The following is a 25,913-nucleotide window of genomic DNA, read 5'->3' on the forward strand; positions in this document are numbered from 1 at the left end:
GGACGTGTTTCTGAAACAGGAGACGAAAATGCCCAAACTGAAGACCAAGAGCGGCGTGAAGAAGCGCTTCAAGCTCACCGCGACCGGCAAGGTCAAGCATGGTGTCGCCGGCAAGCGCCACCGCCTGATCAGCCACAACGCCAAGTACATCCGCCAGAACCGCGGCACCACCGTCCTGTCCGATGCGGACAGCCGCACGGTGAAGAAGTGGGCCCCCTACGGCCTCGATTGAGCCCGGTTTTTGGATTTAGGAGTACCAGCACATGCCTCGCATCAAACGCGGCGTTACCACGCGCCAGAAGCACAAGCGGATTCTCGACCAGGCCAAGGGCTATCGCGGTCGCCGCAAGAACACCATTCGCATCGCCCGCCAGGCGGTCGAGAAGGCCGGGCAGTATGCCTACCGCGACCGCAAGGTTAAGAAGCGCAACTTTCGCGCGCTGTGGATCCAGCGCATCAATGCGGCGGTTCGCGCCGAGGGCCTGACCTACTCGCAGTTCATGCACGGCGTTAAGCTCGCCGGCATCGAGCTCGACCGCAAGGTCATGGCCGACCTGGCGATGAACGAAGGCGGCGCCTTCCAGTCGATCATCGCCCAGGCGAAGAAGGCCCTTCCGGCCTGACGCATTAGAGTTTCGAACCCATCGATGCTCAAGAGAGGGCGCGGCAGGCACATCGCCTTCCGCGCCCTCTAAGTTTTTTGGGGCCTAGTCGCTTCCCACCGCTCCCTGCCATCGGTATCCTGCGCAGGCAGGGGGCAAAACGGGCGCGAGCAACAGGGATGGCGACGCAATGCGACATCGCGGTGCGCTTCCACGCACCGCCAGCGGATCTCGCGAGGTTCTTCACGACCTTCTACCGGGTCGAGATCACCGTCGCGCACGGCGAGCGGGTGGCCGATGCCTTGCAGCCCGAATGGGGCAACTTGCGCTTCTTCACAGGCGATCTGCCCGTCACCCGCTCGGTGAGCGGAGACGAAGTCCGCGGCGCCGACTTCGTCCCCACCGGCCCCAGCACGAGCCCGCTTGAATTCACGCTGGGCAACACGCGCATCTGGGGCATCGGGCTTCTGCCGCTGGGCTGGAGCACGTTCATCGACTGCCCCGCCGATCGGATGGCCAATCGCGTGTTCGACGGCCGTGCCGAGCCGGCCTTCGCACCTTTCGTACCGCTCGCGGACGAGCTGACCGGCAGTGCGGAGCGCGAGAGCCGCGAATACGACCGGCTGGTCGCGTTCTTCCGCCATGAAGCGCCCCGGCACGGCCCCGAAGACCCGCGCATTCAGGCGATCCACGCGATGCTGCTGGAGGAAGACCTGCCCGACGTCGCCACACTGGCCGAGCGGACGGGCCTCAACCAGCGCACGCTCGAGCGGATTTCGCACCGTGCGTTCGGCTTTTCGCCCAAGCTGCTCCTGCGGCGCCAGCGCTTCATGCGCAGCCTCGCCGCCTTCATGGTCCAGCCCGATGCGCGCTGGAGCGGCTCGATCGACGGGCGCTATTGCGACCAGTCCCATTTCGTGCGCGATTGCCACGCGTTCCTCGGCATGGCGCCGAGCGAATATGCGGCGATGGATCATCCCGTCATAGCCAGCTTCCTGCGCGAACGTCTCCGCCTCCACGGCAGCCCGGTGCAGACGCTCGATAGCCCCGGTCGCGGCTGACGCTGGCCCGCGCGCGCGATGGCGCTTTGCGTTGGCGCGGATTTGGCGCTAGCGGGCCATCGCGATGAGTGAACTGCAAACCCGCAAGGACCAAGCGATCGCGGCCATCGACGCCGCCGAAACTCTGGACGCGCTCGAGGCGCTGCGTGTCGAGGCGCTGGGCAAGCAAGGCTGGATCAGCCTGCTGCTCAAGACGCTCGGCCAGATGTCACCCGAGGAGCGGCAGAGCCAGGCGCCGGCGATCCAGGCGGCGCGGGGCGAAGTCGCCGATGCGATCGCCGCGCGCAAGGCCGCGCTGGAGAATGCCGAGCTGGACCGCCGGCTGGCGAGCGAGACGCTCGACCTCTCGCTGCCCGCACCCCAGGCGCCGCGTGGCTCGGTCCATCCGGTCAGCCAGGTGATGGACGAACTGGCGGAGATCTTCGCCGACCTCGGCTTCTCGGTCGCCACCGGCCCGGAAATCGAGAACGACTGGCACAACTTCACCGCGCTCAATATGGCCGAGACCCATCCGGCGCGGGCGATGCACGACACGTTCTACTTTCCCGATCGCGACGCGGAGGGTCGGCAGATGCTGCTGCGCACGCACACCTCGCCGGTACAGATCCGCAGCATGGCGGAACAGGGCGCTCCGATCCGGATCATCGCGCCGGGCCGCGTCTATCGCTCCGACAGCGACGCGACGCACACGCCGATGTTCCACCAGATCGAAGGCCTGGTGATCGACCGTGACATCCATCTGGGGCACCTCAAGTGGACGCTGGAGACTTTCCTCAAGGCCTTCTTCGAACGCGACGATATCGTGCTCCGCCTGCGCCCGAGCTACTTCCCCTTCACCGAACCGTCGGTGGAGGTCGATGTCGGCTGGCAAGAGGTGAACGCCAATGGAATCAGGCGCCGCGTGCTCGGCGGCGATGGCGACGCCCCCGGTCACGGGTGGATGGAGCTGCTCGGCAGCGGCATGGTCAATCGCCGGGTGCTCGAATTCGCCGGGCTCGATCCTGATGAGTGGCAGGGGTTCGCCTGGGGGCTGGGCGTCGACCGCCTTGCCATGCTGAAGTACGGCATGGACGATTTGCGTGCCTTCTTCGACGGCGACGCACGCTGGCTCGCCCACTATGGCTTCTCGGCGTTCGATCAGCCGTCCCTCTCGGCCGGCGTGGGAGCGCGCGCATGAAGTTCTCGCTCGAATGGCTGAAGGACTACCTCGAGACCGAGGCGAGCGCCGCACAGATCGCGGCCACGCTCAATGCGATCGGGCATGAGGTCGAGGAGATCGAGGACCCGGCCGAACGGCTCGCCGGTTTCCGGGTGGCCGAAGTCCTGACTGCCGGTCCGCATCCCGATGCCGACAAGCTGCAGGTACTCACCGTCTCCACCGGCGAGGGCGCGCCGCTGCAGGTCGTGTGCGGCGCGCCCAATGCGCGGGCCGGCATGAAGGGCGTGCTCGGCCTGCCCGGCGCGGTGGTGCCCGCGAACGGCATGGAGCTGCGCAAGAGCGCGATCCGCGGGGTCGAATCGAACGGCATGATGTGCTCGGTGCGCGAGCTAGAACTGGGCGACGAGCATAGCGGCATCATCGAACTGCCGGCCGACGCGCCGGTGGGAACGGCCTTCGCCGACTATCACGGCGCGAGCCCGGTGTTCGACGTTGCGATCACGCCCAACCGCCCGGACTGCATGGGCGTCTACGGCATCGCCCGCGATCTGGCGGCGGCCGGGCTGGGCACGCTCAAGCCTGTAACAGTGCCCGGGATTGCAGGCACGGGCGCTTGCCCGGTGGATATCCGCACCGACGATCCCGAAGGCTGCCCCGCGTTCTATGGTCGGGTGATCAAGGGGGTGCGCAATGACGCAAGCCCCGAATGGATGCAGCGGCGGTTGCTCGCCGCGGGCCAGCGGCCGATCAGCGCGATCGTCGACCTTACCAACTATCTGATGCTCGGCTTCGGCCGGCCGGCACATGCCTACGACCTGGCGAAGCTGAGCGACCCGGTGGTCGCGCGGCGCGCCAGGGCCGGCGAGAAGGTGCTCGCGCTCAACGAGAAGACCTACACGCTCGACGAAACGATGACCGTGATCGCCGACGACGCCGGCGTCCACGACATCGCCGGCATCATGGGCGGCGAGCATTCGGGGGTGAGCGAAGGCACGACCGACGTGCTCCTCGAGATCGCCTATTTCGACCCCGAACGGATCGGGGTGACGGGCCGCAAGCTCGGCCTCACCTCGGATGCGCGCACGCGTTTCGAACGAGGGGTGGACCCAGCCTTCCTCGACGACGGGCTGGCTCTGCTGACCGGACTGATCCTGGAAATCTGCGGCGGCGAGGCGAGCGAGATCGTGCGCGCGGGGGCGCCCCCGATCACGCCGAAGGTGATCGCTTTCGACCCGGCGCTGACGCGGCGGCTCGGCGGAATCGAGATCGCCGAGGCCGAGCAGCGCCGCATTCTCGAAGCGCTCGATTTCCGCGTCGACGACGGCTGGCAGGTCACTTGCCCTTTGCGCCGTCACGACATCGAAGGGCCGGCCGACCTCGTCGAGGAGGTCGTCCGCATCCATGGTCTCGACAAAGTCGAAAGCGTCGCGCTGCCACGGGCTGAAGGGGTGGCGAAGCCGACCGCCACACCGTTGCAGCAGATCGAGCGCAAGCTGCGCCGCACGGCCGCCGCACGCGGTCTGAATGAGGCGGTGACTTGGTCCTTCCTTCCCGAAGCCGACGCCGACCACTTCGCGGAAGGCAACGGCGGTCTGTGGATTCTCGAGAACCCGATCAGCGAGGACATGAAGGCCATGCGCCCATCGCTGCTCCCCGGCTTGCTCGCCGCGGCCAAGCGCAACGCGGATCGGGGCGCTGCCGGCGCCCGCCTGTTCGAGATCGGCCGCCGCTATTTCCGTGGGCAAGGTGGGGCAAGCGACGAGCGCCCGACGCTCGGCGTGATCCTCGCCGGCGAGAAGACGCCGCGCGGCTGGGCGACGGGCAAGGCGCAGGGCGTCGATGCCTACGATGCCAAGGCCGAGGCCGAAGCCCTGCTCGAAGCCGCCGGGGCACCGGTCGGCAATCTGATGGTCATGGGCGAGGCGGGGCCGCAGTTCCATCCCGGACAGTCGGCGACCCTGCGGCTCGGCCCCAAGAACGTGCTGGCCCGCTTCGGCGCGCTGCACCCGAACACGATCAAGGCATTCGACATCGAAGGGCCGGTCGTCGCGGTCGAGATCTTCCTTGAGGCAATCCCCGCGAAGAAGGGCGGCGGCACCTTCGCTCGCCAGGCCTATGCGCCGCCCGCATTGCAGCCGGTCACACGCGACTTCGCCTTCCTCGTTCCGGCCGATCTAGCGGCCGGTGATCTCGTGCGCGCGGTCAAGGGCGCGGACAAGCAGGCGATCGTCGATGCGCGGGTGTTCGACGTTTTTGCCGGACAGGGCGTGCCCGAGGGCCGGAAATCGGTCGCGGTCGAGGTCGTGCTGCAACCGGGCGAGAAGAGCTTCACCGACGGGGAAATCAAGGCGATCTCCGACCGGATCGTCGCCGCGGCGGGCAAGCAGGGCGCGGAGTTGCGAGCATGAGCAGGACGGCACTCGTCACCGGAGCGACCGCCGGAATCGGAGAAGCCTGCGTGCGCACCCTCGTCGCCAGCGGCTGGCGCTGCATCGCCACCGGCCGCCGGGCGGAGCGGCTGGAGAAGCTGGTCGCCGAACTTGGGGCGGACAAAGTCCATGCCGCGGTGTTCGACGTGCGCGACGAGGCGGCGCGCGACGCCGCGCTCGATGCGTTGCCGGAAGCGTTCGCGGGTATCGATTTGCTGGTGAACAACGCCGGCCTCGCGCTCGGCACCGCACCTGCTCAGGACGCCAGCCTGGCGGACTGGAAGACCATGATCGAGACCAACGTGACGGCGCTTGTCTCGCTCACACACAAGCTCCTCCCAGGCCTGATCGGGCGCAAGGGCGGGGTGGTCAATATCTCGTCCGTAGCGGCGAACTACCCGTACACCGGCGGCAACGTCTACGGCGGGACCAAGGCTTTCGTGCGCCAGTTCGCGCTCGGCCTGCGCGCCGACCTGCACGGCACCGGCGTGCGCGTGACCTCGATCGAGCCCGGCATGGTGGAGACCGAGTTCACCCTGGTGCGTACCGGCGGGAACCACGAGGCACATGAGCGGCTCTATGGCGGCGCGGACCCGATGACGGCCGAAGACATCGCGGAAACCGTCCGCTGGGTCGCCGAGCTGCCGCCACACCTCAACATCAACACGCTCGAACTGATGCCGGTGAGCCAGAGCTTCGCCGGCTTCCAGGTCGCGCGGGAGAACTGAGCGGGTCTATTCGCCCCAGCCGTCGGCGGCATCGCCGGCGCTGCGGCCCCAGTCGTCGCCGTACTCGCGTTCGAATTCCGCCTCCTGTTGGTAGCGCGAGAATTCCGCGGCTGCCTCGTTCGCGGCGTCGATCCGTTCCGACATGCCGGGCACTGCTCCCATCATGCCTTTCGCCATCGGCGGCGTGCCGAAAGTCATGTCGAACGGGCGCCCCTTGATCGCGGCGGCGACGTGCTCCTCGGCCAGCTTCTCCATCATTCCCATGGCGAAGCCATTGGCCTTCATCGCCGCGCCGGCCCGATCCTTGTTTCGCCCCTCAGGTGGCCGGATTTCGGTGGCGACGCGGGTGCCCGTGCCGTCAGGCGTCAGCGTGGTGACGAAGCGCATCAGCTCGCTGCCATTCCGGTCGAGCAGTGCAGTGACGACCGTGTTGCGGTCGGGCTGCGAGACACGGCTGTTGACGACCGTGCTGCCGAGCACATGAACCGGCAGATAGGCCGACTTGAGCGCCGAGCTCACCTCTTGCGGCGTCTTCTCGTAATACTCGCCCGTGCCGCAGCCCGCGAGAAGCATGGCGCCCGCGCAGGCGAGAAGGATGGATTTCATACGCATGATGCGATTCCCCTGCCCGACCCTTCGGGACCGGTAGCACCGGGCCATTGCCGATCGGTTCAGCCGCGCAGCGCGCGTGATGCCGTATCGGCACCTCTCCAGCGAGTGGACGAAATCGCTCTGCGCGGCTACGGGCGCCGGCCATGTCCAACCGCCGCACCTTCGCCATCATCTCCCACCCCGACGCGGGCAAGACCACGCTGACCGAGAAGCTGCTGCTTCAGGGCGGCGCGATCCATCTCGCGGGCGAGGTCAAGGCGCGGGGGCAGGCGCGGCGGGCGCGGTCGGACTGGATGAAGATCGAGCAGCAGCGCGGTATCTCGGTGACCAGCTCGGTCATGACCTTCGAGCGGGACGGGATCACCTTCAACCTGCTCGACACGCCGGGGCACGAGGACTTCTCGGAAGACACCTACCGCACGCTGACCGCGGTCGATTCGGCGATCATGGTGATCGACGCGGCCAAGGGGATCGAGCCGCAGACGCGCAAGCTGTTCGAGGTCTGCCGCCTGCGTTCGGTGCCGATCATCACCTTCGTCAACAAGGTCGACCGCGAGGGCAAGAGCGGCTTCGAACTGCTCGACGAAGTGGCCGATACGCTGGCGCTCGACGTGTCGCCGCAGGGCTGGCCGGTCGGCATGGGCGGCACCTTCCAGGGCGTTCTCGACTTCGCGTCCGGCGAAGTCAGCCGGCCGGAAGGGCCGAGCAAGGAGTTCCGGGGCAAGCGCGAAGCCGATGCCGCGCTCCCCGACGAGGTCGCTGAGGAGGCCGAGCTGGCGCGGATCGGCTATCCCGAATTCGATCTCGAAGCCTACCGCAACGGTGATCTCACGCCGGTCTATTTCGGCAGCGCGCTCAAGAACTTCGGCGTCACCGAACTGATCGAGGCGATCGCGACTCATGCCCCGCCGCCGCGCCCCCAGCCGGCGGGCGAGGAGCAGGTGAGCCCTGAGCGGGACGAGGTCACCGGCTTCATCTTCAAGGTCCAGGCCAACATGGACCCGAACCACCGTGACCGCATCGCTTTCATGCGGCAGGTCTCCGGCACCTTCAAACGCGGCATGAAGCTGACCCCGAGCGGGCTGGGCAAGCCGATCGCGATCCACTCGCCGATCCTGTTCTTCGCGCAGGATCGGGAGCTGGCCGATACGGCGGAAGCGGGCGACATCATCGGCATTCCCAACCACGGCACGCTGCGCGTCGGCGACACGCTGAGCGAGAAGAACCAGATCCGATTTACCGGCCTGCCCAACTTCGCACCGGAAATCCTGCGGCGGGTGGTGCTCAAGGATCCGACCAAGACCAAGCAGCTTCGCAAGGCGCTCGACGACTTGTCCGAAGAGGGCGTGATCCAGGTCTTCTATCCCGAGATCGGCGCGCAGTGGATCGTCGGGGTCGTGGGTCAGCTCCAGCTCGATGTGCTCGTCAGCCGGCTGGAGGCGGAATACAAGGTCGAGGCCAACCTCGAGCCCGCCCCCTTCGCCACGGCCCGCTGGCTCAAGGGTGATGCCAAGACGCTGGGGGAGTTCGAGGGCTTCAACCGCGCCAATCTCGCGCGCGACCGCGACGGCGATCTGGTCTTCATGGCCAAGAGCCCGTGGGACGTCGGCTACCAGCAGGAAAAGAACCCGGACCTGACTTTCTCTGCCACCAAGGAGCGGTGACAGGCCGGTCGCAGGGCCCTAGAACGCTGCCGATGGGCGATCCTGCAGATATGCCGCGCCGCGACCGACCATGCGGTGCACTCGGCACCGATCGGCGCTAGGCCGCGTTTCTTCTCCCGTGCAGCTCAGGTTCGCCAGCTACAATATTCACAAGGCCGTCGGGCTCGACCGGCGGCGCGATCCCGACCGGATCATTTCCGTGCTGCGCGAGATCGACGCCGATGTGATCGCCTTGCAGGAAGTCGACCGCCGGATCGGCGACCGGGCGAGCGTGCTGTCGCGCGCCGCGCTCGACGACACACCGTGGAAGCCGGTCCAACTCGCGAAGAGGCCGCGCAGCCTCGGCTGGCACGGCAATGCGATCCTGGTACGCCGCGAATACGACGTGATCGAGGCCGAGCCGCTCGACCTGCCCACGCTGGAGCCGCGCGGGGCGGTCCGAGCCGATGTCGAGTGCGAAGGGCGCCGTCTTCGCGTGATAGGGACGCACCTCGACCTCTCCGGCCTCAGGCGGCGCGACCAGATCAAGGCCATTTTGGCGCATCACGGCGAGTGCGAGACCGGCTGCCCGACCGTGGTGCTCGGCGATTTCAACCAGTGGGGTGCGCGCAGCGGAGCGATGCGTGAGTTCGGCGATGGCTGGCAACTGCTCGATCCGGGGCGCAGCTTCCCCAGCCGCCAGCCGGTGGCGAGGCTCGACCGGATCATCGCCTCGGGCGAATGGGATGTGCACACGGCCGCGGTCCACCACAGCGCGCTGGCCGTGCAGGCGTCCGACCATCTACCGGTCTGGGCCATGCTTGAAATGCATAAATAGTAGGCACAGCCTAAAGTATGAGCAGATAAGTGGGGCTGGGCGCAACCGAATTGCGCACTCCGGTCTGCAAATAAAGAAAAATTCCCAACTGGCACGCGTTTTGCTGCCTTTGATGGAGCCGGGGTGTTCCGGCGGACAGCCAGGGGGGATCGATGAAATTCATCATCGCCATCATCAAGCCGTTCAAGCTCGACGAAGTGCGCGAGGCGCTCGGAGCGATCGGCATCGCCGGCATGACCGTATCCGAGGTCAAGGGTTTCGGACGGCAGAAGGGCCAGACGGAAATCTACCGCGGGGCCGAATACTCCACCAACATGCTGCCCAAGGTGAAGATCGAGATCGCGGCCAGCGACGATCTTGCGCCGCAAGTGGTCGAGACGATCACGCAGACGGCGAGCACGAAGAGCATCGGTGACGGAAAGGTCTTCGTCTTCGATCTCGCCGAGGCGACCCGCATCCGCACCGGCGAAACAGGGGATACCGCGTTGTGAGCGCGGCAAGAGACAAGAGGGACCAGACGATGATCCGCAACATGCTTTGCGGTGCAGGCGCGCTCGGCGCCGCGCTGTTCGCCGCCGCGCCCGCATTCGCGCAGGACGCGGCCGCCGTGCCCAATCCGGGCAACAACGCATGGATGATGACCGCGACGGTCCTCGTCCTGATGATGATCCTGCCCGGCCTCGCGCTGTTCTACGGCGGGCTCACGCGGCAGAAGAACATGCTCTCGACGATGACCCAGGTCGGCGCCACCGCGGCGCTGGCCATGCTCATCTGGGTCATGTGGGGCTATTCGCTCGCTTTCGGCGACACGACCTATGAAGGCACGCTGGGCCTGTTCATCAGCGGGGGCAGCTACTTCCTCGCCGGAACCGACGCGAGCAGCACCGCCGCGACCTTCACCGACGAAGTCATCAGCAAGTACGTCTTCATCAGCTTCCAGATGACGTTCGCCGCGATCACCGCTGCGCTGTTCCTCGGTTCCACGGCCGAGCGGCTTAAGTTCTCCGCGCTGATGGCCTTCGTGCCGATCTGGCTGACGATCGTCTATTTTCCGATCGCACATATGGTTTGGGCAGGCGGCGGGCTGCTGTTCGAGGACGGCGCTCTGGACTTCGCCGGAGGAACGGTGGTCCACATCAATGCCGGCGTCTCGGGGCTGGTGCTCGCGTACCTGCTCGGCAAGCGCCGCGGCTATCCGGCCGAGCCGATGCCGCCGCACTCGATGACGCTGACGATGGTCGGCACCGGCCTGCTGTGGGTTGGCTGGTTCGGATTCAACGCCGGCTCGGCGCTGGAAGCCGACGGTTCAGCGGGTCTGGCGATGATCAACACGTTCGTCGCCACCGCGGCTGCGGCACTGGCCTGGATGGTGATCGAGCGGCTCGCGGGTCACAAGGGGTCCGCGCTCGGCTTCTGCTCGGGCGTGATCGCCGGCCTCGTCGCGGTGACCCCGGCGGCCGGCAACTCGGGCCCGTTCGGCGCGATCCTGCTCGGCATCCTCTCCTCGACGGTGTGCTACTTTGCCGTGGCGAAAGTGAAGGCGAAGTTCGGGTACGACGACTCGCTCGACGCTTTCGGCATCCACGGCGTGGGCGGCATCGTCGGTGCGATCGGCACGGCGGTGGTCTATCAGCCCTTCCTGGGCGGCCCCGGCGACGGCTCGACCGCCCTCGGCGCGCAGCTCGGCATCCAGGTGTTCAGTGTGCTCGTCACGATCCTCTGGGCGGGCGTCGGCACGCTTGTGGCCGGACTGATCGTCAAGGCGCTGATGGGCCTCAGGGTTTCGGAAGAGACCGAAGTCGACGGGCTCGACATCTCCGAGCACGGGGAGCGCGCCTACAACTGACACACAAGTTCGGCGGACCGGAGGCTCTCCTCTCCATCTTCGGTCCGCCCGCCAGTGTTCCTCCTGCGAACACCGCCTTCATGGGCCGGAGCCAGCCGCTCCGGCCCTTTTTTTGTGCCTCAAGTGCCGGCGCGCGCATCCGCGCGCTTGGCTATCCTCCGCGCGGAGCGCTCCGGTGGGCGGTCGCCCTTGCGATCCGCCTGCGGCGGACCGGGACATTTGCGCAGCCAAAAAGGGGAGGATTGCTCAGGCTCAGGCCAGGCTGCGGTTCATGAAATCCGCGCAGCGCTCACCGATCATGATGCTGGGTGCATTGGTGTTGCCACCGATGAGCCGAGGCATGATGGAGGCGTCGGCGACCCACAGGCCGTCGATTCCGCGGGCCTTGAGCGTGGGATCGACCACCACATCCTCGTCCGCGCCCATTCGGCAGGTCCCGACTGGGTGATAGACGGTGTCGGCCCGGTTGCGGATCAGCTCGTCGAGCGCATCGTCGTCGGCGAGATCGATCGGGTAGCGGTCTTTCGGGCGGTATCCGCTCATCGGCGGGGCGTCGACGATCCGATGCGACAGCCGCACGCCGGCGCGCAGCACGGCCATGTCGCGCTCGTCGGCGAGAAAGTTGGGATCGATCACCGGAGCCGCGGCCGCATCGGACGAAGCGAGCCGCACGGTTCCCCGGCTCTCGGGCCGCAGCACGCAGGCGTGGAGCGAGAAGCCGTGGCCTTTGACTTTGGTCCGCCCGTGATCTTCGAGCATGGCCGGCACGAAGTGCCATTGCACGTCGGGTGCCGGGGAATCGGGCATGACGCGCCAGAACCCGCCCGCCTCGGCATAAGGCGTGGTCATCACGCCGGTCCGGCGGCGGCGGTGCTCCGCGATTGCCTTCAACATGCGCCATGTGCCGGCGAGGCTGTCGCCGATGAAGTCGCGGCTCTCGGTCTCCCAGCTCGAGACGTAGTCGATATGGTCCTGCAAGTCGCTGCCAACTGCGGGGCGATCCCGCACGACCTCGATCCCGTGCTCCCGCAAATGTCCGGCGGGACCGATGCCGGAGAGCATCAGAATCTGCGGACTGTTGAAGGCGCCGGCGGAGAGCACGACGCCGCCCCGCGCGCGCAGCGTCTCGCGCTTGCCGCCGCGCCGGATGGTCACGCCGGTTGCGCGGCCATCCTCGATCATGATCCGCTCCACCAGCGTTCCCGTCATCACCGCAAGGTTCGCGTGATCGCGCAGCGGTTCGACATAGGCCCGCGCCGCGGACCAGCGCTCGCCGCCCTTCTGGGTCACCTGGTAGAGCCCGAAGCCTTCCTGCTTCGCCCCGTTGAAGTCGTGGTTCACCGGAAGCTGCAGCGCGGCCGCGCTGTCGACGAAAGCCATGCTGCCGGGGTTGGGCCATTTCTGGTCGGAGACGCATAGGGGGCCGTCGCCGCCATGGAATTCGTCCGCGCCGCGCACATTGCCCTCGGCGCGCTTGAAGTACGGCAGCACGTCCTTGTACGCCCAACCGGCGCAACCGAGCGCGGCCCAGTTGTCGTAGTCCCATGCGTGCCCGCGGATATAGATCATCGCGTTGATCGCGCTCGATCCGCCAAGGCCACGCCCGCGCGGCTGATAGCCGGTCCTGCCGTTCAGCCCCTTCTGCGGCACCGTTTCGTAGCGGTAGTTCGCCGCCTTGGGCAGGAAGGGCATGAAGCCCGGCGTCTTGACCAGGAAGTTGTCGTTCGTCCCGCCCGCTTCGAGCAGGCAGACCTTGCGCCTGCCGTCCTCCGCCAGCCGCCCGGCGACCGCGCTGCCCGCGCTACCGCCGCCGATCACGATCACGTCGAATTCCGCCATATTCCATCCTCCCCGGGAGAATGGTTAGGCAGGCTCGCCCTCCGCGGCAATCGGGTTTTCGTTTGGAACCTTTCGTTCGCCGCCGTGCCCCTGGCGCCAGCGCGCGCGGATCATGTCCGAAGTTTCGCGGCTGCCATCGTGCGACCAGCCGGGCTCGCGCAGGAGGTAGGACAGCTTGTGTCGCCACGGTGCACGCCAGATGTCCTCCAGCATGCCGACCCATTCGTGGAACACCGACCACAGCAGGTTGAACGAACCGAGCTGCTTCACGATGCCGTAGCGAATCCGCTCCTCGTCGTTCTCTGGCTCGAAAGTGCCGAACATCCGGTCCCACACGATGAACACGCCGGCATAGTTGCGGTCGAGGTAGCGCGGGTTGGTCGCGTGGTGCACGCGGTGGTGGCTGGGGGTGTTCATCACCGCCTCGAACCAGCGCGGCATCCGCTGAATCGCCTCGGTATGGATCCAGAACTGGTAGATCAGATTGAATCCGGCGCAGATCGCGATCATCGCCGGGTGGAAACCGACCAGCGCCAGCGGTAGCTTGAACGCGAAGCCGAGCGTGAAGGCGCCGGTCCAGGTCTGCCGTAGCGCGGTGCTGAGGTTGTAGTGCTGGCTTGAATGATGATTGACGTGGCTGGCCCAGAACCAGCGCACGCGATGCCCCGCGCGGTGGACCCAGTAGTAGGCGAGATCGTCGAGCACGAAGCAGGCGATCCACGCCCACCAGGCCCAGCCGATGTCGAACAGACGGTACTCGTAGGCGGCGAGGAAGACGAGCAGGGCGAATCCGCCGAACAGCACGCCGGCGACCGTACTGCCGAGCCCGAAGGCGAGGCTCGTCAGCGTGTCTTTCGGTTCATAGGCTTCCGGCCGCCGCTTCCACGCCCACAGCATCTCGGCGAGGACGAGCAGCACGAAGGCGGGGATCGCGTAATCGACGGGCGAAAAATCGGGCATGATGGACCGGTTCACAGCCTCCTGAGGCTTGCTGCCCAATACTGCGCCTGCGCGCCGAGGTCGAGCGTGACTTCGCCGAAGCGTCTCTCCGCCGTACCGACGACGAGCAGGTTCCGGTCGAGCCGCGCATGGGTATGGTCGGTCAGCAGCCGGGCAGCGAAGTGCGCCCCGTGGCGGCGTAGCAGCAGGACGCGATCGCCCGCGTCGCGCAGCAGCGCAGCATGGCCCGACCGGTCGATCGCCACGTCGACCGCCTCGAACCCGTACACCGCCTCTTCCGCCAGTTCGCGCGCATGGGCCTCGTCGCGGATCCGCAAGTCGCCACCGAGACGGAGCTTCCAGGCAAGCCCAGCGAGCGCGAGGATCGCAAGAAGCGAGCCGCCGAGGCGCAGGAGGAGGTCGAGGTCCATCGCTCGCGATCTGCCACGCACCCGCGGACCTGTCGAGCGGTCGACGTTTGCAAATCGGCAGGCGCGCTTTAGACCGTCCCCGACAGAGGGAGAGATCGATGAGGAAAGCCGCGTTTCTGTTCGCCGCCGCTGCGCTGGTGGCGCAGCCTGCCTTCGCGCAGACGTTCGATGCCGTGGAGGCGGTCGACGCGCAATACGACCGCACCGAACGGGTTGCGCGTCAGCTCTGGGAATGGGCGGAGGTCGGCTATCAGGAAACGAAGTCGAGCGCGCTGCTTCAGTCGGAGCTCGAGGCCAACGGCTTCACGGTGAAGAAAGGCGTCGCCGGCATCCCTACGGCGTTCGTCGCCGAATACGGCAACGAAGGTCCGGTGATTGCCGTTCTCGGCGAGTTCGATGCCTTGCCGGGCCTCAGCCAGTCGGCCTCGCCGCTGCGCGAGGCTGTGACCGGCAAGCACGCGGCGCACGCCTGCGGGCACAACCTGTTCGGTGCCGGCTCGCTCACCGCCGCCATCGCCGTGAAGCAATGGCTAGAGGCGACCGGTACCCCCGGCCGCATCCGGTTCTACGGCACCCCGGCCGAAGAAGGCGGATCGGGCAAAGTCTACATGACGCGCGCGGGGCTGTTCGACGACGTGGACATCGCGATCCACTGGCATGCCGACGACGAGAATAGCGCAGCGGCGCAGACCAGCCTCGCCAATCGCTCGGCCAAGTTCCGCTTCCGCGGACGCTCCGCGCATGCCGCGGGCGCGCCGGAGCAGGGCCGCTCGGCGCTCGACGGGGTCGAGGCGATGAACATGATGGTCAACATGATGCGCGAACACACGACGATGGATTCGCGCATCCACTACGTCATCACCGAAGGCGGAACCGCGCCGAATGTGATCCCCGACTTCGCCGAGGTGTTCTATTACGTGCGCCATTCGGACACCGCCGAGGTCGAGGCGATGTGGAAGCGGCTCGAAGCCGCCGCGCAAGGTGCCGCCATGGGCACCGGGACCGAAGTCGAATGGGAGATCATCCACGGCAACAACCCGCTGCTGGTGAACGAGACGCTGGCAAAGATGATGGACGCCAAGCTGCGGCGCGTCGGCGGCGTCGAATATACGGCGGAAGAACGGGGCTGGGCCGAGCAGCTTTCAAAGAGTTTGGGCGATGCGGCCGAGCCGCTTGCCAGCGCGGGTGAGATACAGCCGTACAAGAAGTCGCTCGGCTACGGTTCGACCGATGTCGGCGACGTTTCCTGGGCCACGCCCACGGTGGGCCTGCGCATCGCCACATGGGTGCCCGGCACATCGGCACACAGCTGGCAGTCGGCGGCGGCGAGCGGCACGACGATCGGCTACAAGGGCGCACAACTGGCGGCCAAGACGATGACGCTGGCCGCGATCGAGCTCTACACCAACCCCGAGCTTCGTGCGCAGGCCCGCGCCGAGTTCGACGCGGCTCGCGGGGAAAACTACGAGTACCGCTCGCTGCTCGGCGACCGTGATCCGCCGCTCGATTTCCGCAAGTGATCAGCCGCGGGCGCGGGCGGCGAGCATGTCGATCGCCGGGCGCACCGGCGTGATATCGTAGCCCGCGGCGGCGGCGGCGGCGGCGATCTCTTCCGGATCGCGCCCGTCTTGCGCCTGAGCAAGCGACCACAGCAGTGTGGAACGCGTGCCCGAGCGGCAATAGGCAAGCACTTTGCCGTTCGCCTCCGCGAGCGCATCGGCCATCGCTTGCACTTGCCGTTCGCCGAAGCCCGAGCCGCCGATGGGGATGGCGATATAGTCGAGCCCAGCGGCGCGCGCCGCGGCTTCGATTTCGGCGCCCGGGGTCTGGTCCTCCGATTCGCCATCGGGTCGGTTGTTGATCACCAGCGTCACCCCTTCGGCCCGGGCCGCCGCGATGTCTTCCAGGTCGATCTGCGGGCTCGCGAGAACCGTGTCGCTCAGCGTGCGGAAATCGCTCATTGCGATGTCTCCCGTGCGGTCTTCGCGCGCCGGTTGCGCTGCATCATGTTGAGCAGCTCGACCCCGACCGAGAAGGCCATAGCGGCGTAGATGTAACCTTTGGGAACGTGGAACCCGAAGCCGTCGGCGATCAGCACCAGGCCGATCATCACCAGGAAGGCGAGCGCGAGCATCACCAGCGTCGGGTTCTTCTCGATGAAGCGGGCCAGCGGATCGGCGGCGATCATCATGATACCGACGGTGATCACCACGGCGGTCACCATGATGGGAATATCGTCGGTCATGCCCACCGCGGTGAGGATCGAATCGACCGAGAAGACGATATCGATCGCGACGATCTGCGCGATCACCGCGCCGAAAGTGGCGGTCGCCGCAGCCGCGATGCCGGGCGTCTTGTCGAGCAGGTCGCCCGAAGGATCGGCAGGCTCCATCGAGTGGTGGATTTCCTTGGTCGCCTTCCACAGCAGAAAGAGACCGCCGATGAGCAGGATCATATCTCGGCCGGAGAACGCGGTCTCGAAGCTGGGCTCACCGTACTGGTTGGGCGCGCCCTCCAGCCCGAGATCGAACAGCGGCGTCTGCAGCGTCACGATCCAGCCGATCAGCATAAGCAGGCCGATCCGCATGATGAGAGCGAGCATGAGTCCGATGCGGCGCGCGCGCTGTTGCTGGTGCTCGGGCAGCTTGTTCGACAGGATCGCGATGAAGATCAGATTGTCGACCCCGAGGACGACCTCGAGTGCGATCAGGGTGAGCAATGCTGCCCATGCGGCCGGGTCGGAAAGGAGCGCGACGATGTCCATGCGCGCCTGATGCCCCAAGCGCGAGTCGCAGGCAAGCGTCCCTGAGAGCGCGAGGCGCAATGCCAAAATGTCACAATTTCGCGCCAAGGTGGGCGAAGCCGTTAAATCATTCGCGTGGGCATAATTTCTGCGCTATGGTTGGCGTTTGGCAGGTGGGGACCCAGCGCTTTTGCGTGTTGGCCACCGACGTGACCTTGCCGGGGCCCGTCCGTCCGGTAGGCATGGGAGAGTTCGGGGGCGGTGCGAAGGTACGTGTTGAACTATGGGTTACGATAGAGGCCGCCGGGGTCGCGGACGCGACAAGCGCGATGGTTTCGGTGAAGACGGGTTCGATCCTTTCGGTGGACCCGGCGGAGATTTCGGACAGGGCGGTTTCGGCGGCGATCGGTTCGGCGGCGGTGACCGCTTCGGTGGCGGCGGCGATCGCTTCGGCGGTGGCAGCGGCGGCGGAGGCGGTGGCCGTTTCGGCGGCGACCGCGGCGGACCACGCGGCGGCGGTGGCGGTGGCGGCGGTTTCAGCCGCATGCCGGCGCAGGTCGTCGGCACCGGCAAGGGCACGGTCAAGTTCTTCAATGGACAGAAGGGTTTCGGCTTCATCCAGCAGGAAGGCGGCGGTGAGGACGTGTTCGTCCATATCAGCGCGGTCGAACGTGCCGGCCTCGAAGGTCTCGGCGAGGGGCAGGAGCTCGAATTCAACCTGGTCGATCGCGGCGGCAAGATTTCGGCGCAGGATCTGCAGATCGTCGGCGACGTCGTGCCGGTGCAGGCGCGCAGCGACCGCGAGGATCGCGGCGGCGGCGCTCCGCAGCGCGAGCTGACCGGAGAGAAGGCGACCGGTACGGTCAAGTTCTTCAACGCGATGAAGGGCTTCGGCTTCCTCGTCCGCGACGACGGACAGCCGGATGCGTTCGTCCACATCAGCGCAGTCGAGCGTTCCGGGCTATCCGCCATCAACGAGGGCGAGCGCTACGAGTTCGATCTCGAGGTCGACCGACGAGGTAAGCACTCGGCGGTCAACCTGGTGCCCGTCCAGGGCTGACACGCTCGCTTCCCGCCCGATGTTTGACCGGGCCACGGCGAAAATCTAGACGGTGCGAATGGCGGCTCCGGGGCATAAGCTCGGGGGGCCGCCATTTGTCGTTTCCCGATCCCGATTCGAAGGATTCTGCCAATGTCGATCACCCCGCTCATGCCCGTCTATCCCCGCTGCGGTGTGCGCCCGGTGCGCGGCGATCACTGCCATCTGATCGACGAGGACGGCACGCGCTATCTCGATTTCGCGAGCGGCATCGCGGTCAACCTGCTCGGACACAGTCACGAAGGGTTGATCGGCGCCATTCAGCGCCAGGCGGCGACGCTGATGCACGTCTCCAACCTTTACGGCAGCCCCCAGGGTGAGGCGCTGGCGCAGCGGCTGGTGGACAAGACTTTCGCCGACACGGTGTTCTTCACCAACTCGGGCGCGGAGGCGGTCGAGTGCGCGATCAAGACCGCACGCGCCTACCATCAGGCGGCAGGCAGCGAAAACCGGCATGAACTGATCACTTTCACCAGCGCCTTCCACGGGCGGACGATGGCGACCATCAGCGCCTCCAATCAGGAGAAGATGCACAAGGGCTTCATGCCCCTGCTGGGTGGGTTCAAGTACGTCGAGTTCGACGACCTCGAAGGCGCGAAGGCGGCGATCGGCCCGAACACCGCCGGTTTCCTGGTCGAGCCGATCCAGGGGGAGGGCGGTATTCGCCCCGCATCGGACGCGTTCATGAAGGGGCTGCGCACCCTCGCGGACGAGAACGATCTGATGCTGGTGCTCGACGAGGTTCAGTGCGGCGTTGCGCGCACGGGCAAGCTCTACGCCTACGAGCACTACGGGATCGAGCCCGACATTCTCGCCACCGCGAAGGGCATCGGGGGCGGCTTTCCCCTCGGTGCATGTCTCGCGACCGAGAAGGCCGCGCGCGGCATGGGCTTCGGGACGCACGGCTCCACCTACGGTGGCAACCCGCTGGCGATGGCGGCGGGCACGGCGGTGATGGACGCGGTCGCGAACGACGAATTCCTCGCCGAAGTAACCGAGAAGGGCGAACGCATCCGCACCCGGCTCGAGCAGTTCATCGGCAACTATCCCGACTTGTTCGAGCTCGTGCGCGGCAAGGGGCTGATGCTCGGCCTCAAGATGAAGGTCGAGAGCCGGCCGTTCTTCGCCCACTTGCGCGATAACCATCAGTTGCTGACCGTTGCGGCGGGCGACAACACCCTGCGTGTCCTGCCGCCGCTGGTGATCGGCGATGCCGAGATCGAGGAGTTCTTCGACAAGCTCTCCGCCGGCGCCGCCGACTACGCAGTCCCCGAGCCGGCCTGATGGCCGTCCGCCACTTCCTCGACCTGTCGGACGCGGGGACCGATGCGCTTGCCGCAATGATCGACGACGCGCAGCAGCGCAAGGCCGCGCGCTGCGAGTGGCCCCGGGGCAAGGCCGATGCCGACGCTCCGCTCGCCGGGCACGTGCTGGCGATGGTGTTCGAGAAGAACTCGACCCGCACCCGGGTCAGCTTCGATATCGCCATGCGCCAGCTCGGCGGATCGACCCTGGTGCTCGATTCGGTTTCCAGCCAGCTCGGCCGAGGCGAGTCGATCGCCGATACTGCGCGCGTCCTAAGCCGCATGGCTGACGCGATCATGCTCCGCACCGACGATCACGCAAAGGCGGAGGAGATGGCGCGCCATGCCAGCGTGCCGGTGATCAACGGCCTGACGGACCGGTCGCATCCGTGCCAGATCGTCGCCGATCTCCTCACCGTGATCGAACACGGCAAGCCGCTGCCCGGGCTCGAACTCGCCTGGTTCGGCGACGGCAACAACGTGCTGCATTCGATTCTGGAGGCGGCCGGGCTGTTCAAGTTCAACGTCCGCGTCGCTACCCCGCCCGGCTACGAGCCCGATGGTAAATTCGTGGAGGCCGCTCGGGCGAACGGAGCGCAGATACGGCTGACGAACGACGCGGCCGAAGCCGCGGAGGGTGCCGACATCCTCGTGACCGACACCTGGGTCTCCATGGGACAGGAGCATGCCGAGGCGAAGCTGGCGGCGATGGCGCCGTTCCAGGTGGACGAGGCGCTGATGGCACGCGCCAAGCCCGAGGCGCGCTTCCTCCACTGCCTGCCCGCGCATGTGGGCGAGGAAGTGAGCGAAGGAGTGTTCGAAGGCCCGCAAGCGGTCGTGTTCGACGAGGCGGAGAACCGCATTCACGCGCAGAAGTCGGTCCTGCTCTGGTGCTTCGGAAAGCTTTGAGAGCGCTGGTGCCTTACTTTCGCTGACTCTCTGCCCATATGCGCGGCATGACGGACCAGACTGAAACCTTTTCCGACAAGCTGCTGGGCTTCACGATTCCGGCGCGCAACGCGCGCGGCAAGGCGGTGCGGCTGGACCGCGCGATCGACGAGATTCTCGCGGCCCACGATTACCCGCCCGCCATCACGCACCTGCTCGCGGAAGCGCTCGTGCTTGCGACGCTGATCGGCGGGTTGCTCAAGGACGAGAGCGGTCAATTGACCATGCAGGCGCAGACCGAAGGCGGGGTCGTGCGCTTGCTGGTGTGCGATTACCGCAATGGGCAGCTCCGCGGATACGTCGATTTCGACCGTGAGCGGCTGACCGAACTCGGCGCCAATCCTCCGCTCTCCGCGCTGTTTGGAAAGGGCTATCTCGCGATAACCTTCGATATGGCAGGTGGCGAGGGGCGCTATCAGGGTATCGTTCCGCTCGAAGGCGAGACACTGGCCGAAGCCTGCGAGGCCTATTTTGGGCAGTCGGAGCAGATCCCCACGCTGATCCGCGTCGCCGCGCGCGCCGGGGAGGATGGCTGCACGGCCGGGGGCCTGCTCGTTCAGCACCTGCCCGACGGCGAAGAAGGCCGCGAGCGGCTTCACGCACGGATGGATCATCCCGAGTGGGAACACGTCGTGGCGCTCGCTGGAAGCACCCGGCACGAAGAACTGATCGATCCCGCGCTTTCGCTGGAGGCCCTGGTGTGGCGGCTGTTTCACGAAGAAGAGGAAGTCCGCGTCCAGCCCGGCGCGCCGATTGCGCGCGGATGCCGCTGCTCGGCCGAGCACTACGAACAGATCATCGCTCGCTTTCCAGAGGAGGATCGGGCGGACATGCGCGATGAAAACGGAATGATTCTGATCGACTGTGCGTTCTGTTCGAAAGTGTTCGAAATCGAAGCGTGAACGGACTGTCGCATTCGTGCAACGACTTGCCCTTACGATCATGATACATATTTAACTGTCAGGCAGGTTGTCTGGAGATCGATCAATGCTCAAGTCGTCCGTCGCTGCACTTCGGTCGATTGTCATAGTCGCGGGGCTGGCGGCGGGTGTTGCGGTCGCCGCGCAATCGCCGAGCCTGTCCATGCTCGGTCGGCTCGAACCGGGACAGTGGCAGTTGCGTTTCCGCGACGGCAGCCCGGCGCAGCAGATCTGCCTCAAGACCGGACGCGAACTGATCCAACTGCGCCATCAGAACAGCAAGTGCTCGCGCTATGTGATCGAGGACGGGAGCGATGAAGTGACCGTCCAGTACACCTGCCGTGGCGCCAATTACGGGCGGACCAGTATTCGCCGGGAAACCGGCTCGCTGGCGCAGGTGGAAAGCCAGGGGATCGCCGGCGGCCTCCCGTTCCAGTTCACTGCCGAGGCGCGCCGGACGGGAACCTGCCGCTGACGGAAGCAGCGATGCTTCCCATTGCTCCGCCGGGATTTTCTCCCTAGCCCGGAAAAATGGGATCGAACGCGGACAATCGGCACGACGTCGCAGTGGTGCTGCTGTCCGGCGGGCTCGACTCGATGGTATCCGCTGCTCTCGCGCGCGAGCGCGGCTTCGCCCTGCATGCCCTGACGATCGACTACGGCCAGCGGCACAAGGTGGAGATCGAGGCGGCGCGGAACATCGCCGCCATGCTCGGTTGTATGCGGCATGTGGTCCTTCCGCTCGACCTCACTGTATTCGGCGGTTCGGCGCTGACCGACGATATCGAGGTGCCGACCGGCGGCGTGGGGGAGGACATCCCTGTTACTTACGTCCCGGCACGCAACATCGTGTTCCTGTCGCTGACGCTGGCCTGTGCCGAGGCGGCCGGCGCAAGCGACATCTTCATCGGCGTGAACGCGCTCGACTATTCCGGATATCCCGATTGCCGGCCTGAATTCATCGCGGCGTTCGAGGAGATGGCGCGGCTTGGCACGAAGGCCGGCGTCGAAGGGCGCGCGATCGCGATCAATGCCCCGCTGCAACACATGAGCAAGGCCGAGATCGCGGCCGAGGCGCACCGCCTGGGGTTGGACACGGGGCTGAGCTGGTCGTGCTACGCGCCCGGACCGACCGGCCGCGCATGCGGGGTATGCGACAGCTGCCGCTTGCGTCAAAAGGGATTCGCAGAAGCGGGGTTGGAGGATGGGATCAGCTATGAACGACAGCCAGACTGACGAGGCGCACGCGCCTGCCGAAGCGGAGCAGGTGCGGCAAACGGTACCGGCATATAGCTGGTACGCACTCGGCGTTCTGGTGGTCGTTTACGTCCTCAACTTCATCGATCGCCAGATTCTCTCGATCCTCGCGAACGACATTAAACTCGATCTGGGGGTGGAGGACGACTATCTCGGTTTCCTCTACGGCACCGCTTTCGCAGTGTTCTATGCGCTGTTCGGCATTCCGCTCGGCAGGCTTGCGGATAGTTGGAAGCGACTGCGGCTGATGAGCATCGGCCTCGCGCTATGGTCGGCGATGACCGCACTCTCCGGCTTCGCCCGCAATGCCGCGACGCTGACGGTGGCGCGCATCGGCGTCGGCGTGGGAGAGGCGACTGCGAGCCCCGCCGCCTATTCGCTGATCTCGGACTGGTTCCCGGCGCGGCTGCGCGCGACGGCGCTCGCGATCTATTCCTCGGGCCTCTACCTCGGCGGCGGCGTATCGCTGCTGATCGGCGGATTGGTGGTCGAGAACTGGAACGCGGCCTATCCCGACGGCGGACCGCTGGGGCTCGTAGGCTGGCAGGCCGCCTTCCTCTCGGTCGGCATTCCCGGCGTGCTGCTGGCGCTCTGGATCCTGACGCTGCGCGAGCCGATCCGCGGCGCGATGGACGGATTGCCGACTCCGGAAGACCCGCATCCGTTCCGGGGGTTCCTGGAGGAACTGGTGCAGGTGATCCCACCGTTCACCTTGATAGGCGCGGCGATGCGGGGGGTCGGCGCTCTGGCCGTCAACGTCGCCGGCGCGATCTTCTTCGCTGTGCTCGTGGTCCTGCTCTCATCGCTCGTTCCGGCGACCTCCGCGCTGGTGCCTGGCGTGTCCGACCAATGGCTGTTCCTCGGTGTCGGCTATTATGCGGTGTTCAGTTGGACGATGTCGCTCAAGTCGCGGGATCTGCCGACATTCCGGCTCACCTGGGGGTCGCCAGCGTTCCTCACGGTCGTGCTCGGCTACGGCACGGTTGCCTTCGTCGCCTATTCGGCGGCGTACTGGGGGGCGCCTTATGCGGAACGAGCGCTGGGCGCCGACAAGAGCGACCTTGGCTGGTTTCTCGGCGCGCCCTCGGCAGTGGCCGGGTTCCTCGGTGTGATCGGCGGCGGCCGAGTGGCGGACTTCCTGCTCGAACGCCGCCCGACCGGACGGGTCTGGGTGGTCATGTTCGGACTTCTGTCGTCGGTGCCGCCGCTCGTGCTCGCCTACAACACCTCGAGCCTGACGATCTTCTACATCGCGAGCTTTCTCGCCCAGATGACCTCGGCCTCGGCGCTCGGGGCGGCGGCGGCGAGCAGCCAGGCGCTGGTCCTGCCGCGCATGCGCGGTCTCGCGACGGCGATCTTCTTCCTCTCCACCACCTTGATCGGGCTCGGCATCGGGCCGTTCATGGCGGGCTACGTGTCCGCGGTCAGCGGAGACGACCTGACCGCGGGAATCATGTCCACCCTGGTCGCCGTTCCGATCGGCTTCGTGCTGCTCCTTGCGGCACTCAGGCTGGTGCCTGCCGCGGGCGCGACCGTAGTCGAGCGCGCACGCGCGGCAGGCGAGGAGTTGCGCTAGACGCGCGTCAGGTGCGTTCGAGCACGCCGCAGGCGAGGCGCGCGCCGGCGTTGCCCGTAGGATCGGTGCGGTAGTCGTCCGCATCGGCGTGCACGACCACTGCGGTGCCGTCGGCGTCGAACAGCGAATCGATGACGCTCTGCTCTTCGCTGCCGAGATCGGTCGTGGTCGACGCGGTGCCGTCGGCAGCAACGACGAGATTGGGGAGGTCGCCGAGATGGCTTCCGGCCGGATTCTCGCGGCCATGCTCGTTGCCGGCGGGATTGAGATGGCCGCCTGCCGAGGTGAAGTCGGGGGGTGTGCAGTCACCCGTCGTGTGAAGATGGAAGCCGTGGGTTCCCTCCGGGAGTCCCGTGGCCGCGATCTTAAGCGTGAGATTGCCGCCGTTGCCCAGCAATTCGACCGTTCCGGCGGGGGTGCCGTCGGCAAGCGCCAGGGAAGCCGATCCCACCGTCTCGTTCGAAGGGGCCTCAGCTGCGGCATCGGCGGAAGGAGTCTCGGTCGATGTGCTCTCTTCCGCGGTATCCGAAGCGGGAGAACACGCGGCGAGGGCAGCCACGGCGGTCAGGGCGATGGGAAGAGATAGACGAATCATGAAAGGCTCCTGTCTTGCGGGGACCCTAGCCTAACAAAAAAGGGGCCGGATTGCTCCGGCCCCTTCCATTGAAATCGTCGCTTTCGCGAGACTTACATGCCCGAACCCGGACCGTAGGTGATTTCCACCCGGCGGTTCTGAAGTTCGCGGACGCCGTCGGCGGTCGGAACGCGCGGCTGCGATTCGCCGAACGCTTCGCTCGAAATCCGCGCGTCGGGGATACCCCGGCCGCTGAGATACGAACGGACCGACGCGTTACGACGCTCGGCCAGACCCATGTTGTAGGTCTGCGTACCCGACCGGTCGGTGTGACCGGCGAGCATGACCGAAGCCGTGCCGCAGCTGCTGTAAGCCGACACCGCGTTGTCGAGAATGGTCGCTGCCTCGGGCGTGATGTCCGACTTGTCCCATTCGAAGAACACGATGTACGGGCCCTGGTTGCACACCGGTGCAGGCGGCGGCGGGGGCGGAGGCGGCGGAGGCGGCGGCGGCGGCGGCGGCGGCGGCGGCGGGGGCGGCGGAGCCGCGGGTTCGCCACCGAAGTTGTACGTCAGCGTGCCCAGGATCGAGTGCGACCGGAACCGCGTATCGGCTTGGCCACCAGCCGCGTCGACCAGCGAAACGTCTTCCGCGTTGAAGAAGCGATAGCGCAGGCCGACATCGATGTTGTCGGTCAGAGGCGCGCGAACGCCGGCAAGAGCCTGCCACGCGAAGCCGGTGTCCGAATCGTCGATGACGTTCGGGCCGCCGATCGTGGCGTCGAGGCTGGTGCGCGCAACACCGGCACCGGCACCGACGAAGCCCTGCAGGCCATCATCTTCACCGAAGTCGACGAGTCCGTTCAACATGAACGCAAGAGCGCTTGCGTCACCGCCGGCGTCGAACTGATCACCCTCGGCCGTCAGCGTGCTGATCGGCGCAGAGCGATAGCTGGCATCGGCTTCGAGGCGGAAGCCACCGAAGTCGTAGCCGACCACGCCGCCAAAGTCGTAGCCCGTGTCCGTGTCGGCACCAGCGGTATCGATAACGTCGCCGTCGGCGTCGACGATATCGAAGTCGAAGTCTTCGACGATCATCGGGCCACCTTGGCCTTCGATATACCACTGGCCGTCACGTGCGAGGGCCGGCGATGCAAGGGCCGTAGAGGCCATCGCCAATCCAATGACGAGTTTCCGCATTATATAATTCCCCTTTTCAGCGAAATAGAGCCACCGTGTGCTCTGTTTTCTAACTTTTCCCCAAGAGGGAGGCAAGCGGCCAATATCCCGAAACTGTTGCAATAATGCCTCGCTTTGGGATACTCCGGCCGAAATCTTGAACGAAAATGACCCTCCTGTGCCACCC

At 66.4% G+C, this 25,913-nt stretch carries 26 protein-coding genes; 18 read left to right on the forward strand and 8 right to left on the reverse strand.

Annotated features, from left to right (window positions below; genetic code table 11):
• Positions 1-28: 28 nt before the first annotated feature.
• From rpmI to D2V04_RS10550, 6 genes are all read left to right on the forward strand, one after another.
• Positions 29-232, forward strand: a complete 204-nt coding sequence (gene rpmI / locus D2V04_RS10525) for a 50S ribosomal protein L35 (protein WP_119513717.1) — start codon at positions 29-31, stop codon at positions 230-232.
• Between the two features lie 31 nt (positions 233-263).
• Positions 264-623: a 50S ribosomal protein L20 gene (gene rplT / locus D2V04_RS10530; RefSeq protein WP_119513652.1), complete on the forward strand. Its 360-nt coding sequence runs from the start codon at positions 264-266 to the stop codon at positions 621-623.
• 158 nt (positions 624-781) lie between these two features.
• Positions 782-1,663 carry an AraC family transcriptional regulator gene (locus D2V04_RS10535; RefSeq protein ID WP_119513653.1) on the forward strand — a complete coding sequence of 294 codons (882 nt, stop codon included), beginning with the start codon at positions 782-784 and terminating at the stop codon, positions 1,661-1,663.
• Positions 1,664-1,727: 64 nt separating this feature from the next.
• Positions 1,728-2,840, forward strand: coding sequence for a phenylalanine--tRNA ligase subunit alpha (gene pheS / locus D2V04_RS10540; protein ID WP_119513654.1), 1,113 nt, complete (start codon positions 1,728-1,730; stop codon positions 2,838-2,840).
• On the forward strand, positions 2,837-5,230 hold the full coding sequence (pheT, locus tag D2V04_RS10545) for a phenylalanine--tRNA ligase subunit beta (RefSeq protein WP_119513655.1): 2,394 nt from the start codon (positions 2,837-2,839) through the stop codon (positions 5,228-5,230). Before pheS ends, pheT begins: the two co-directional genes overlap by 4 nt.
• On the forward strand, positions 5,227-5,979 hold the full coding sequence (locus D2V04_RS10550; protein WP_119513656.1) for an SDR family NAD(P)-dependent oxidoreductase: 753 nt from the start codon (positions 5,227-5,229) through the stop codon (positions 5,977-5,979). Before pheT ends, D2V04_RS10550 begins: the two co-directional genes overlap by 4 nt.
• 6 nt (positions 5,980-5,985) lie before the next feature.
• Here the strand turns inward: D2V04_RS10550 and D2V04_RS10555 are convergent, their stop codons facing one another.
• Entirely contained in the window at positions 5,986-6,591 is a 606-nt protein-coding gene (locus tag D2V04_RS10555) for a hypothetical protein (protein ID WP_147391811.1), read from the reverse strand.
• A gap of 143 nt (positions 6,592-6,734) precedes the next feature.
• On the opposite strand from D2V04_RS10555, the gene D2V04_RS10560 reads away from it, so the two are divergent.
• The 4 genes from D2V04_RS10560 to D2V04_RS10575 all read left to right on the forward strand — a co-directional run bounded on the left by D2V04_RS10560 (position 6,735) and on the right by D2V04_RS10575 (position 10,918).
• Positions 6,735-8,255 (forward strand): peptide chain release factor 3, encoded by a 1,521-nt coding sequence (locus D2V04_RS10560; RefSeq protein WP_119513658.1) that lies wholly within the window; start codon positions 6,735-6,737, stop codon positions 8,253-8,255.
• A 118-nt stretch (positions 8,256-8,373) separates the two neighbouring features.
• Positions 8,374-9,072: an endonuclease/exonuclease/phosphatase family protein gene (locus D2V04_RS10565; protein WP_119513659.1), complete on the forward strand. Its 699-nt coding sequence runs from the start codon at positions 8,374-8,376 to the stop codon at positions 9,070-9,072.
• 152 nt (positions 9,073-9,224) lie between these two features.
• Positions 9,225-9,563, forward strand: coding sequence for a P-II family nitrogen regulator (locus D2V04_RS10570; RefSeq protein WP_119513660.1), 339 nt, complete (start codon positions 9,225-9,227; stop codon positions 9,561-9,563).
• Positions 9,564-9,592: 29 nt separating this feature from the next.
• Positions 9,593-10,918, forward strand: coding sequence for an ammonium transporter (locus D2V04_RS10575; protein ID WP_119513661.1), 1,326 nt, complete (start codon positions 9,593-9,595; stop codon positions 10,916-10,918).
• Between the two features lie 252 nt (positions 10,919-11,170).
• Here D2V04_RS10575 and D2V04_RS10580 read toward each other — a convergent pair whose 3' ends face one another.
• Genes D2V04_RS10580 through D2V04_RS10590 form a run of 3 tightly spaced genes read right to left on the reverse strand, consistent with a single transcriptional unit; the run spans position 11,171 to position 14,127 of the window.
• Positions 11,171-12,757, reverse strand: a complete 1,587-nt coding sequence (locus D2V04_RS10580; protein WP_119513662.1) for a GMC family oxidoreductase — start codon at positions 12,755-12,757, stop codon at positions 11,171-11,173.
• A gap of 24 nt (positions 12,758-12,781) precedes the next feature.
• A complete protein-coding gene (locus D2V04_RS10585; protein WP_119513663.1) occupies positions 12,782-13,717 on the reverse strand; it encodes a sterol desaturase family protein in 936 nt (311 codons plus the stop codon).
• Positions 13,718-13,728: 11 nt separating this feature from the next.
• Positions 13,729-14,127 (reverse strand): hypothetical protein, encoded by a 399-nt coding sequence (locus D2V04_RS10590; RefSeq protein WP_119513664.1) that lies wholly within the window; start codon positions 14,125-14,127, stop codon positions 13,729-13,731.
• 98 nt (positions 14,128-14,225) lie between these two features.
• Here D2V04_RS10590 and D2V04_RS10595 point away from each other — a divergent pair, with 98 nt between their 5' ends.
• Positions 14,226-15,647, forward strand: a complete 1,422-nt coding sequence (locus D2V04_RS10595; RefSeq protein WP_119513665.1) for an amidohydrolase — start codon at positions 14,226-14,228, stop codon at positions 15,645-15,647.
• Here the strand turns inward: D2V04_RS10595 and D2V04_RS10600 are convergent, their stop codons facing one another.
• Positions 15,648-16,088, reverse strand: coding sequence for a TIGR01244 family sulfur transferase (locus D2V04_RS10600; protein ID WP_119513666.1), 441 nt, complete (start codon positions 16,086-16,088; stop codon positions 15,648-15,650).
• A complete protein-coding gene (locus tag D2V04_RS10605; RefSeq protein WP_119513667.1) occupies positions 16,085-16,891 on the reverse strand; it encodes a TerC family protein in 807 nt (268 codons plus the stop codon). Before D2V04_RS10605 ends, D2V04_RS10600 begins: the two co-directional genes overlap by 4 nt.
• 262 nt (positions 16,892-17,153) lie before the next feature.
• Between D2V04_RS10605 and D2V04_RS18360 the strand changes: the two genes are divergently transcribed.
• The 7 genes from D2V04_RS18360 (at position 17,154) to D2V04_RS10640 (ending at position 23,974) form a co-directional block, all read left to right on the forward strand.
• Positions 17,154-17,930 (forward strand): cold-shock protein, encoded by a 777-nt coding sequence (locus D2V04_RS18360; protein ID WP_119513668.1) that lies wholly within the window; start codon positions 17,154-17,156, stop codon positions 17,928-17,930.
• Between the two features lie 132 nt (positions 17,931-18,062).
• Positions 18,063-19,253 carry an aspartate aminotransferase family protein gene (locus tag D2V04_RS10615; protein ID WP_119513669.1) on the forward strand — a complete coding sequence of 397 codons (1,191 nt, stop codon included), beginning with the start codon at positions 18,063-18,065 and terminating at the stop codon, positions 19,251-19,253.
• Positions 19,253-20,182 carry an ornithine carbamoyltransferase gene (gene argF / locus D2V04_RS10620; protein ID WP_119513670.1) on the forward strand — a complete coding sequence of 310 codons (930 nt, stop codon included), beginning with the start codon at positions 19,253-19,255 and terminating at the stop codon, positions 20,180-20,182. The genes D2V04_RS10615 and argF overlap by 1 nt, the downstream gene beginning before the upstream one ends.
• A 47-nt stretch (positions 20,183-20,229) precedes the next feature.
• Entirely contained in the window at positions 20,230-21,123 is an 894-nt protein-coding gene (gene hslO / locus D2V04_RS10625; protein WP_119513718.1) for an Hsp33 family molecular chaperone HslO, read from the forward strand.
• 85 nt (positions 21,124-21,208) lie between these two features.
• Complete coding sequence (locus D2V04_RS10630; protein WP_119513671.1) at positions 21,209-21,616, forward strand: DUF3617 domain-containing protein; 408 nt, start codon at positions 21,209-21,211, stop codon at positions 21,614-21,616.
• 56 nt (positions 21,617-21,672) lie between these two features.
• Positions 21,673-22,377, forward strand: a complete 705-nt coding sequence (gene queC / locus D2V04_RS10635; protein ID WP_119513672.1) for a 7-cyano-7-deazaguanine synthase QueC — start codon at positions 21,673-21,675, stop codon at positions 22,375-22,377.
• Positions 22,358-23,974: a spinster family MFS transporter gene (locus tag D2V04_RS10640; protein WP_119513673.1), complete on the forward strand. Its 1,617-nt coding sequence runs from the start codon at positions 22,358-22,360 to the stop codon at positions 23,972-23,974. The genes queC and D2V04_RS10640 overlap by 20 nt, the downstream gene beginning before the upstream one ends.
• Positions 23,975-23,981: 7 nt before the next feature.
• Here D2V04_RS10640 and D2V04_RS10645 read toward each other — a convergent pair whose 3' ends face one another.
• Both D2V04_RS10645 and D2V04_RS10650 read right to left on the reverse strand, forming a co-directional pair.
• Positions 23,982-24,569 carry a superoxide dismutase family protein gene (locus tag D2V04_RS10645; protein WP_119513674.1) on the reverse strand — a complete coding sequence of 196 codons (588 nt, stop codon included), beginning with the start codon at positions 24,567-24,569 and terminating at the stop codon, positions 23,982-23,984.
• Positions 24,570-24,661: 92 nt separating this feature from the next.
• Entirely contained in the window at positions 24,662-25,747 is a 1,086-nt protein-coding gene (locus D2V04_RS10650; protein WP_119513675.1) for an OmpA family protein, read from the reverse strand.
• Between the last annotated feature and the right edge of the window lie 166 nt (positions 25,748-25,913).

The organism is Pelagerythrobacter aerophilus (assembly GCF_003581645.1).
GTDB classification, from domain to species: Bacteria; Pseudomonadota; Alphaproteobacteria; order Sphingomonadales; family Sphingomonadaceae; genus Pelagerythrobacter; species Pelagerythrobacter aerophilus.

Excerpts from the sequence above, each read along its gene's own strand:
- rpmI (WP_119513717.1), top strand. The coding sequence starts at position 29 with ATGCCCAAACTGAAGACCAAGAGCGGCGTGAAGAAGCGCTTCAAGCTC.
- pheT (WP_119513655.1), top strand. The coding sequence starts at position 2,837 with ATGAAGTTCTCGCTCGAATGGCTGAAGGACTACCTCGAGACCGAGGCG.
- D2V04_RS10570 (WP_119513660.1), top strand. The coding sequence starts at position 9,225 with ATGAAATTCATCATCGCCATCATCAAGCCGTTCAAGCTCGACGAAGTG.
- D2V04_RS18360 (WP_119513668.1), top strand. The coding sequence starts at position 17,154 with ATGGGTTACGATAGAGGCCGCCGGGGTCGCGGACGCGACAAGCGCGAT.
- D2V04_RS10605 (WP_119513667.1), bottom strand. The coding sequence starts at position 16,891 with ATGGACATCGTCGCGCTCCTTTCCGACCCGGCCGCATGGGCAGCATTG.
- D2V04_RS10650 (WP_119513675.1), bottom strand. The coding sequence starts at position 25,747 with ATGCGGAAACTCGTCATTGGATTGGCGATGGCCTCTACGGCCCTTGCA.
- D2V04_RS10640 (WP_119513673.1), top strand. The coding sequence starts at position 22,358 with ATGAACGACAGCCAGACTGACGAGGCGCACGCGCCTGCCGAAGCGGAG.
- D2V04_RS10555 (WP_147391811.1), bottom strand. The coding sequence starts at position 6,591 with ATGCGTATGAAATCCATCCTTCTCGCCTGCGCGGGCGCCATGCTTCTC.
- D2V04_RS10645 (WP_119513674.1), bottom strand. The coding sequence starts at position 24,569 with ATGATTCGTCTATCTCTTCCCATCGCCCTGACCGCCGTGGCTGCCCTC.
- rplT (WP_119513652.1), top strand. The coding sequence starts at position 264 with ATGCCTCGCATCAAACGCGGCGTTACCACGCGCCAGAAGCACAAGCGG.
- argF (WP_119513670.1), top strand. The coding sequence starts at position 19,253 with ATGGCCGTCCGCCACTTCCTCGACCTGTCGGACGCGGGGACCGATGCG.
- D2V04_RS10575 (WP_119513661.1), top strand. The coding sequence starts at position 9,593 with ATGATCCGCAACATGCTTTGCGGTGCAGGCGCGCTCGGCGCCGCGCTG.
- D2V04_RS10630 (WP_119513671.1), top strand. The coding sequence starts at position 21,209 with ATGCTCAAGTCGTCCGTCGCTGCACTTCGGTCGATTGTCATAGTCGCG.
- D2V04_RS10550 (WP_119513656.1), top strand. The coding sequence starts at position 5,227 with ATGAGCAGGACGGCACTCGTCACCGGAGCGACCGCCGGAATCGGAGAA.
- D2V04_RS10580 (WP_119513662.1), bottom strand. The coding sequence starts at position 12,757 with ATGGCGGAATTCGACGTGATCGTGATCGGCGGCGGTAGCGCGGGCAGC.
- hslO (WP_119513718.1), top strand. The coding sequence starts at position 20,230 with ATGACGGACCAGACTGAAACCTTTTCCGACAAGCTGCTGGGCTTCACG.
- D2V04_RS10585 (WP_119513663.1), bottom strand. The coding sequence starts at position 13,717 with ATGCCCGATTTTTCGCCCGTCGATTACGCGATCCCCGCCTTCGTGCTG.
- pheS (WP_119513654.1), top strand. The coding sequence starts at position 1,728 with ATGAGTGAACTGCAAACCCGCAAGGACCAAGCGATCGCGGCCATCGAC.
- D2V04_RS10595 (WP_119513665.1), top strand. The coding sequence starts at position 14,226 with ATGAGGAAAGCCGCGTTTCTGTTCGCCGCCGCTGCGCTGGTGGCGCAG.
- D2V04_RS10615 (WP_119513669.1), top strand. The coding sequence starts at position 18,063 with ATGTCGATCACCCCGCTCATGCCCGTCTATCCCCGCTGCGGTGTGCGC.
- queC (WP_119513672.1), top strand. The coding sequence starts at position 21,673 with ATGGGATCGAACGCGGACAATCGGCACGACGTCGCAGTGGTGCTGCTG.
- D2V04_RS10535 (WP_119513653.1), top strand. The coding sequence starts at position 782 with ATGGCGACGCAATGCGACATCGCGGTGCGCTTCCACGCACCGCCAGCG.
- D2V04_RS10600 (WP_119513666.1), bottom strand. The coding sequence starts at position 16,088 with ATGAGCGATTTCCGCACGCTGAGCGACACGGTTCTCGCGAGCCCGCAG.
- D2V04_RS10560 (WP_119513658.1), top strand. The coding sequence starts at position 6,735 with ATGTCCAACCGCCGCACCTTCGCCATCATCTCCCACCCCGACGCGGGC.
- D2V04_RS10590 (WP_119513664.1), bottom strand. The coding sequence starts at position 14,127 with ATGGACCTCGACCTCCTCCTGCGCCTCGGCGGCTCGCTTCTTGCGATC.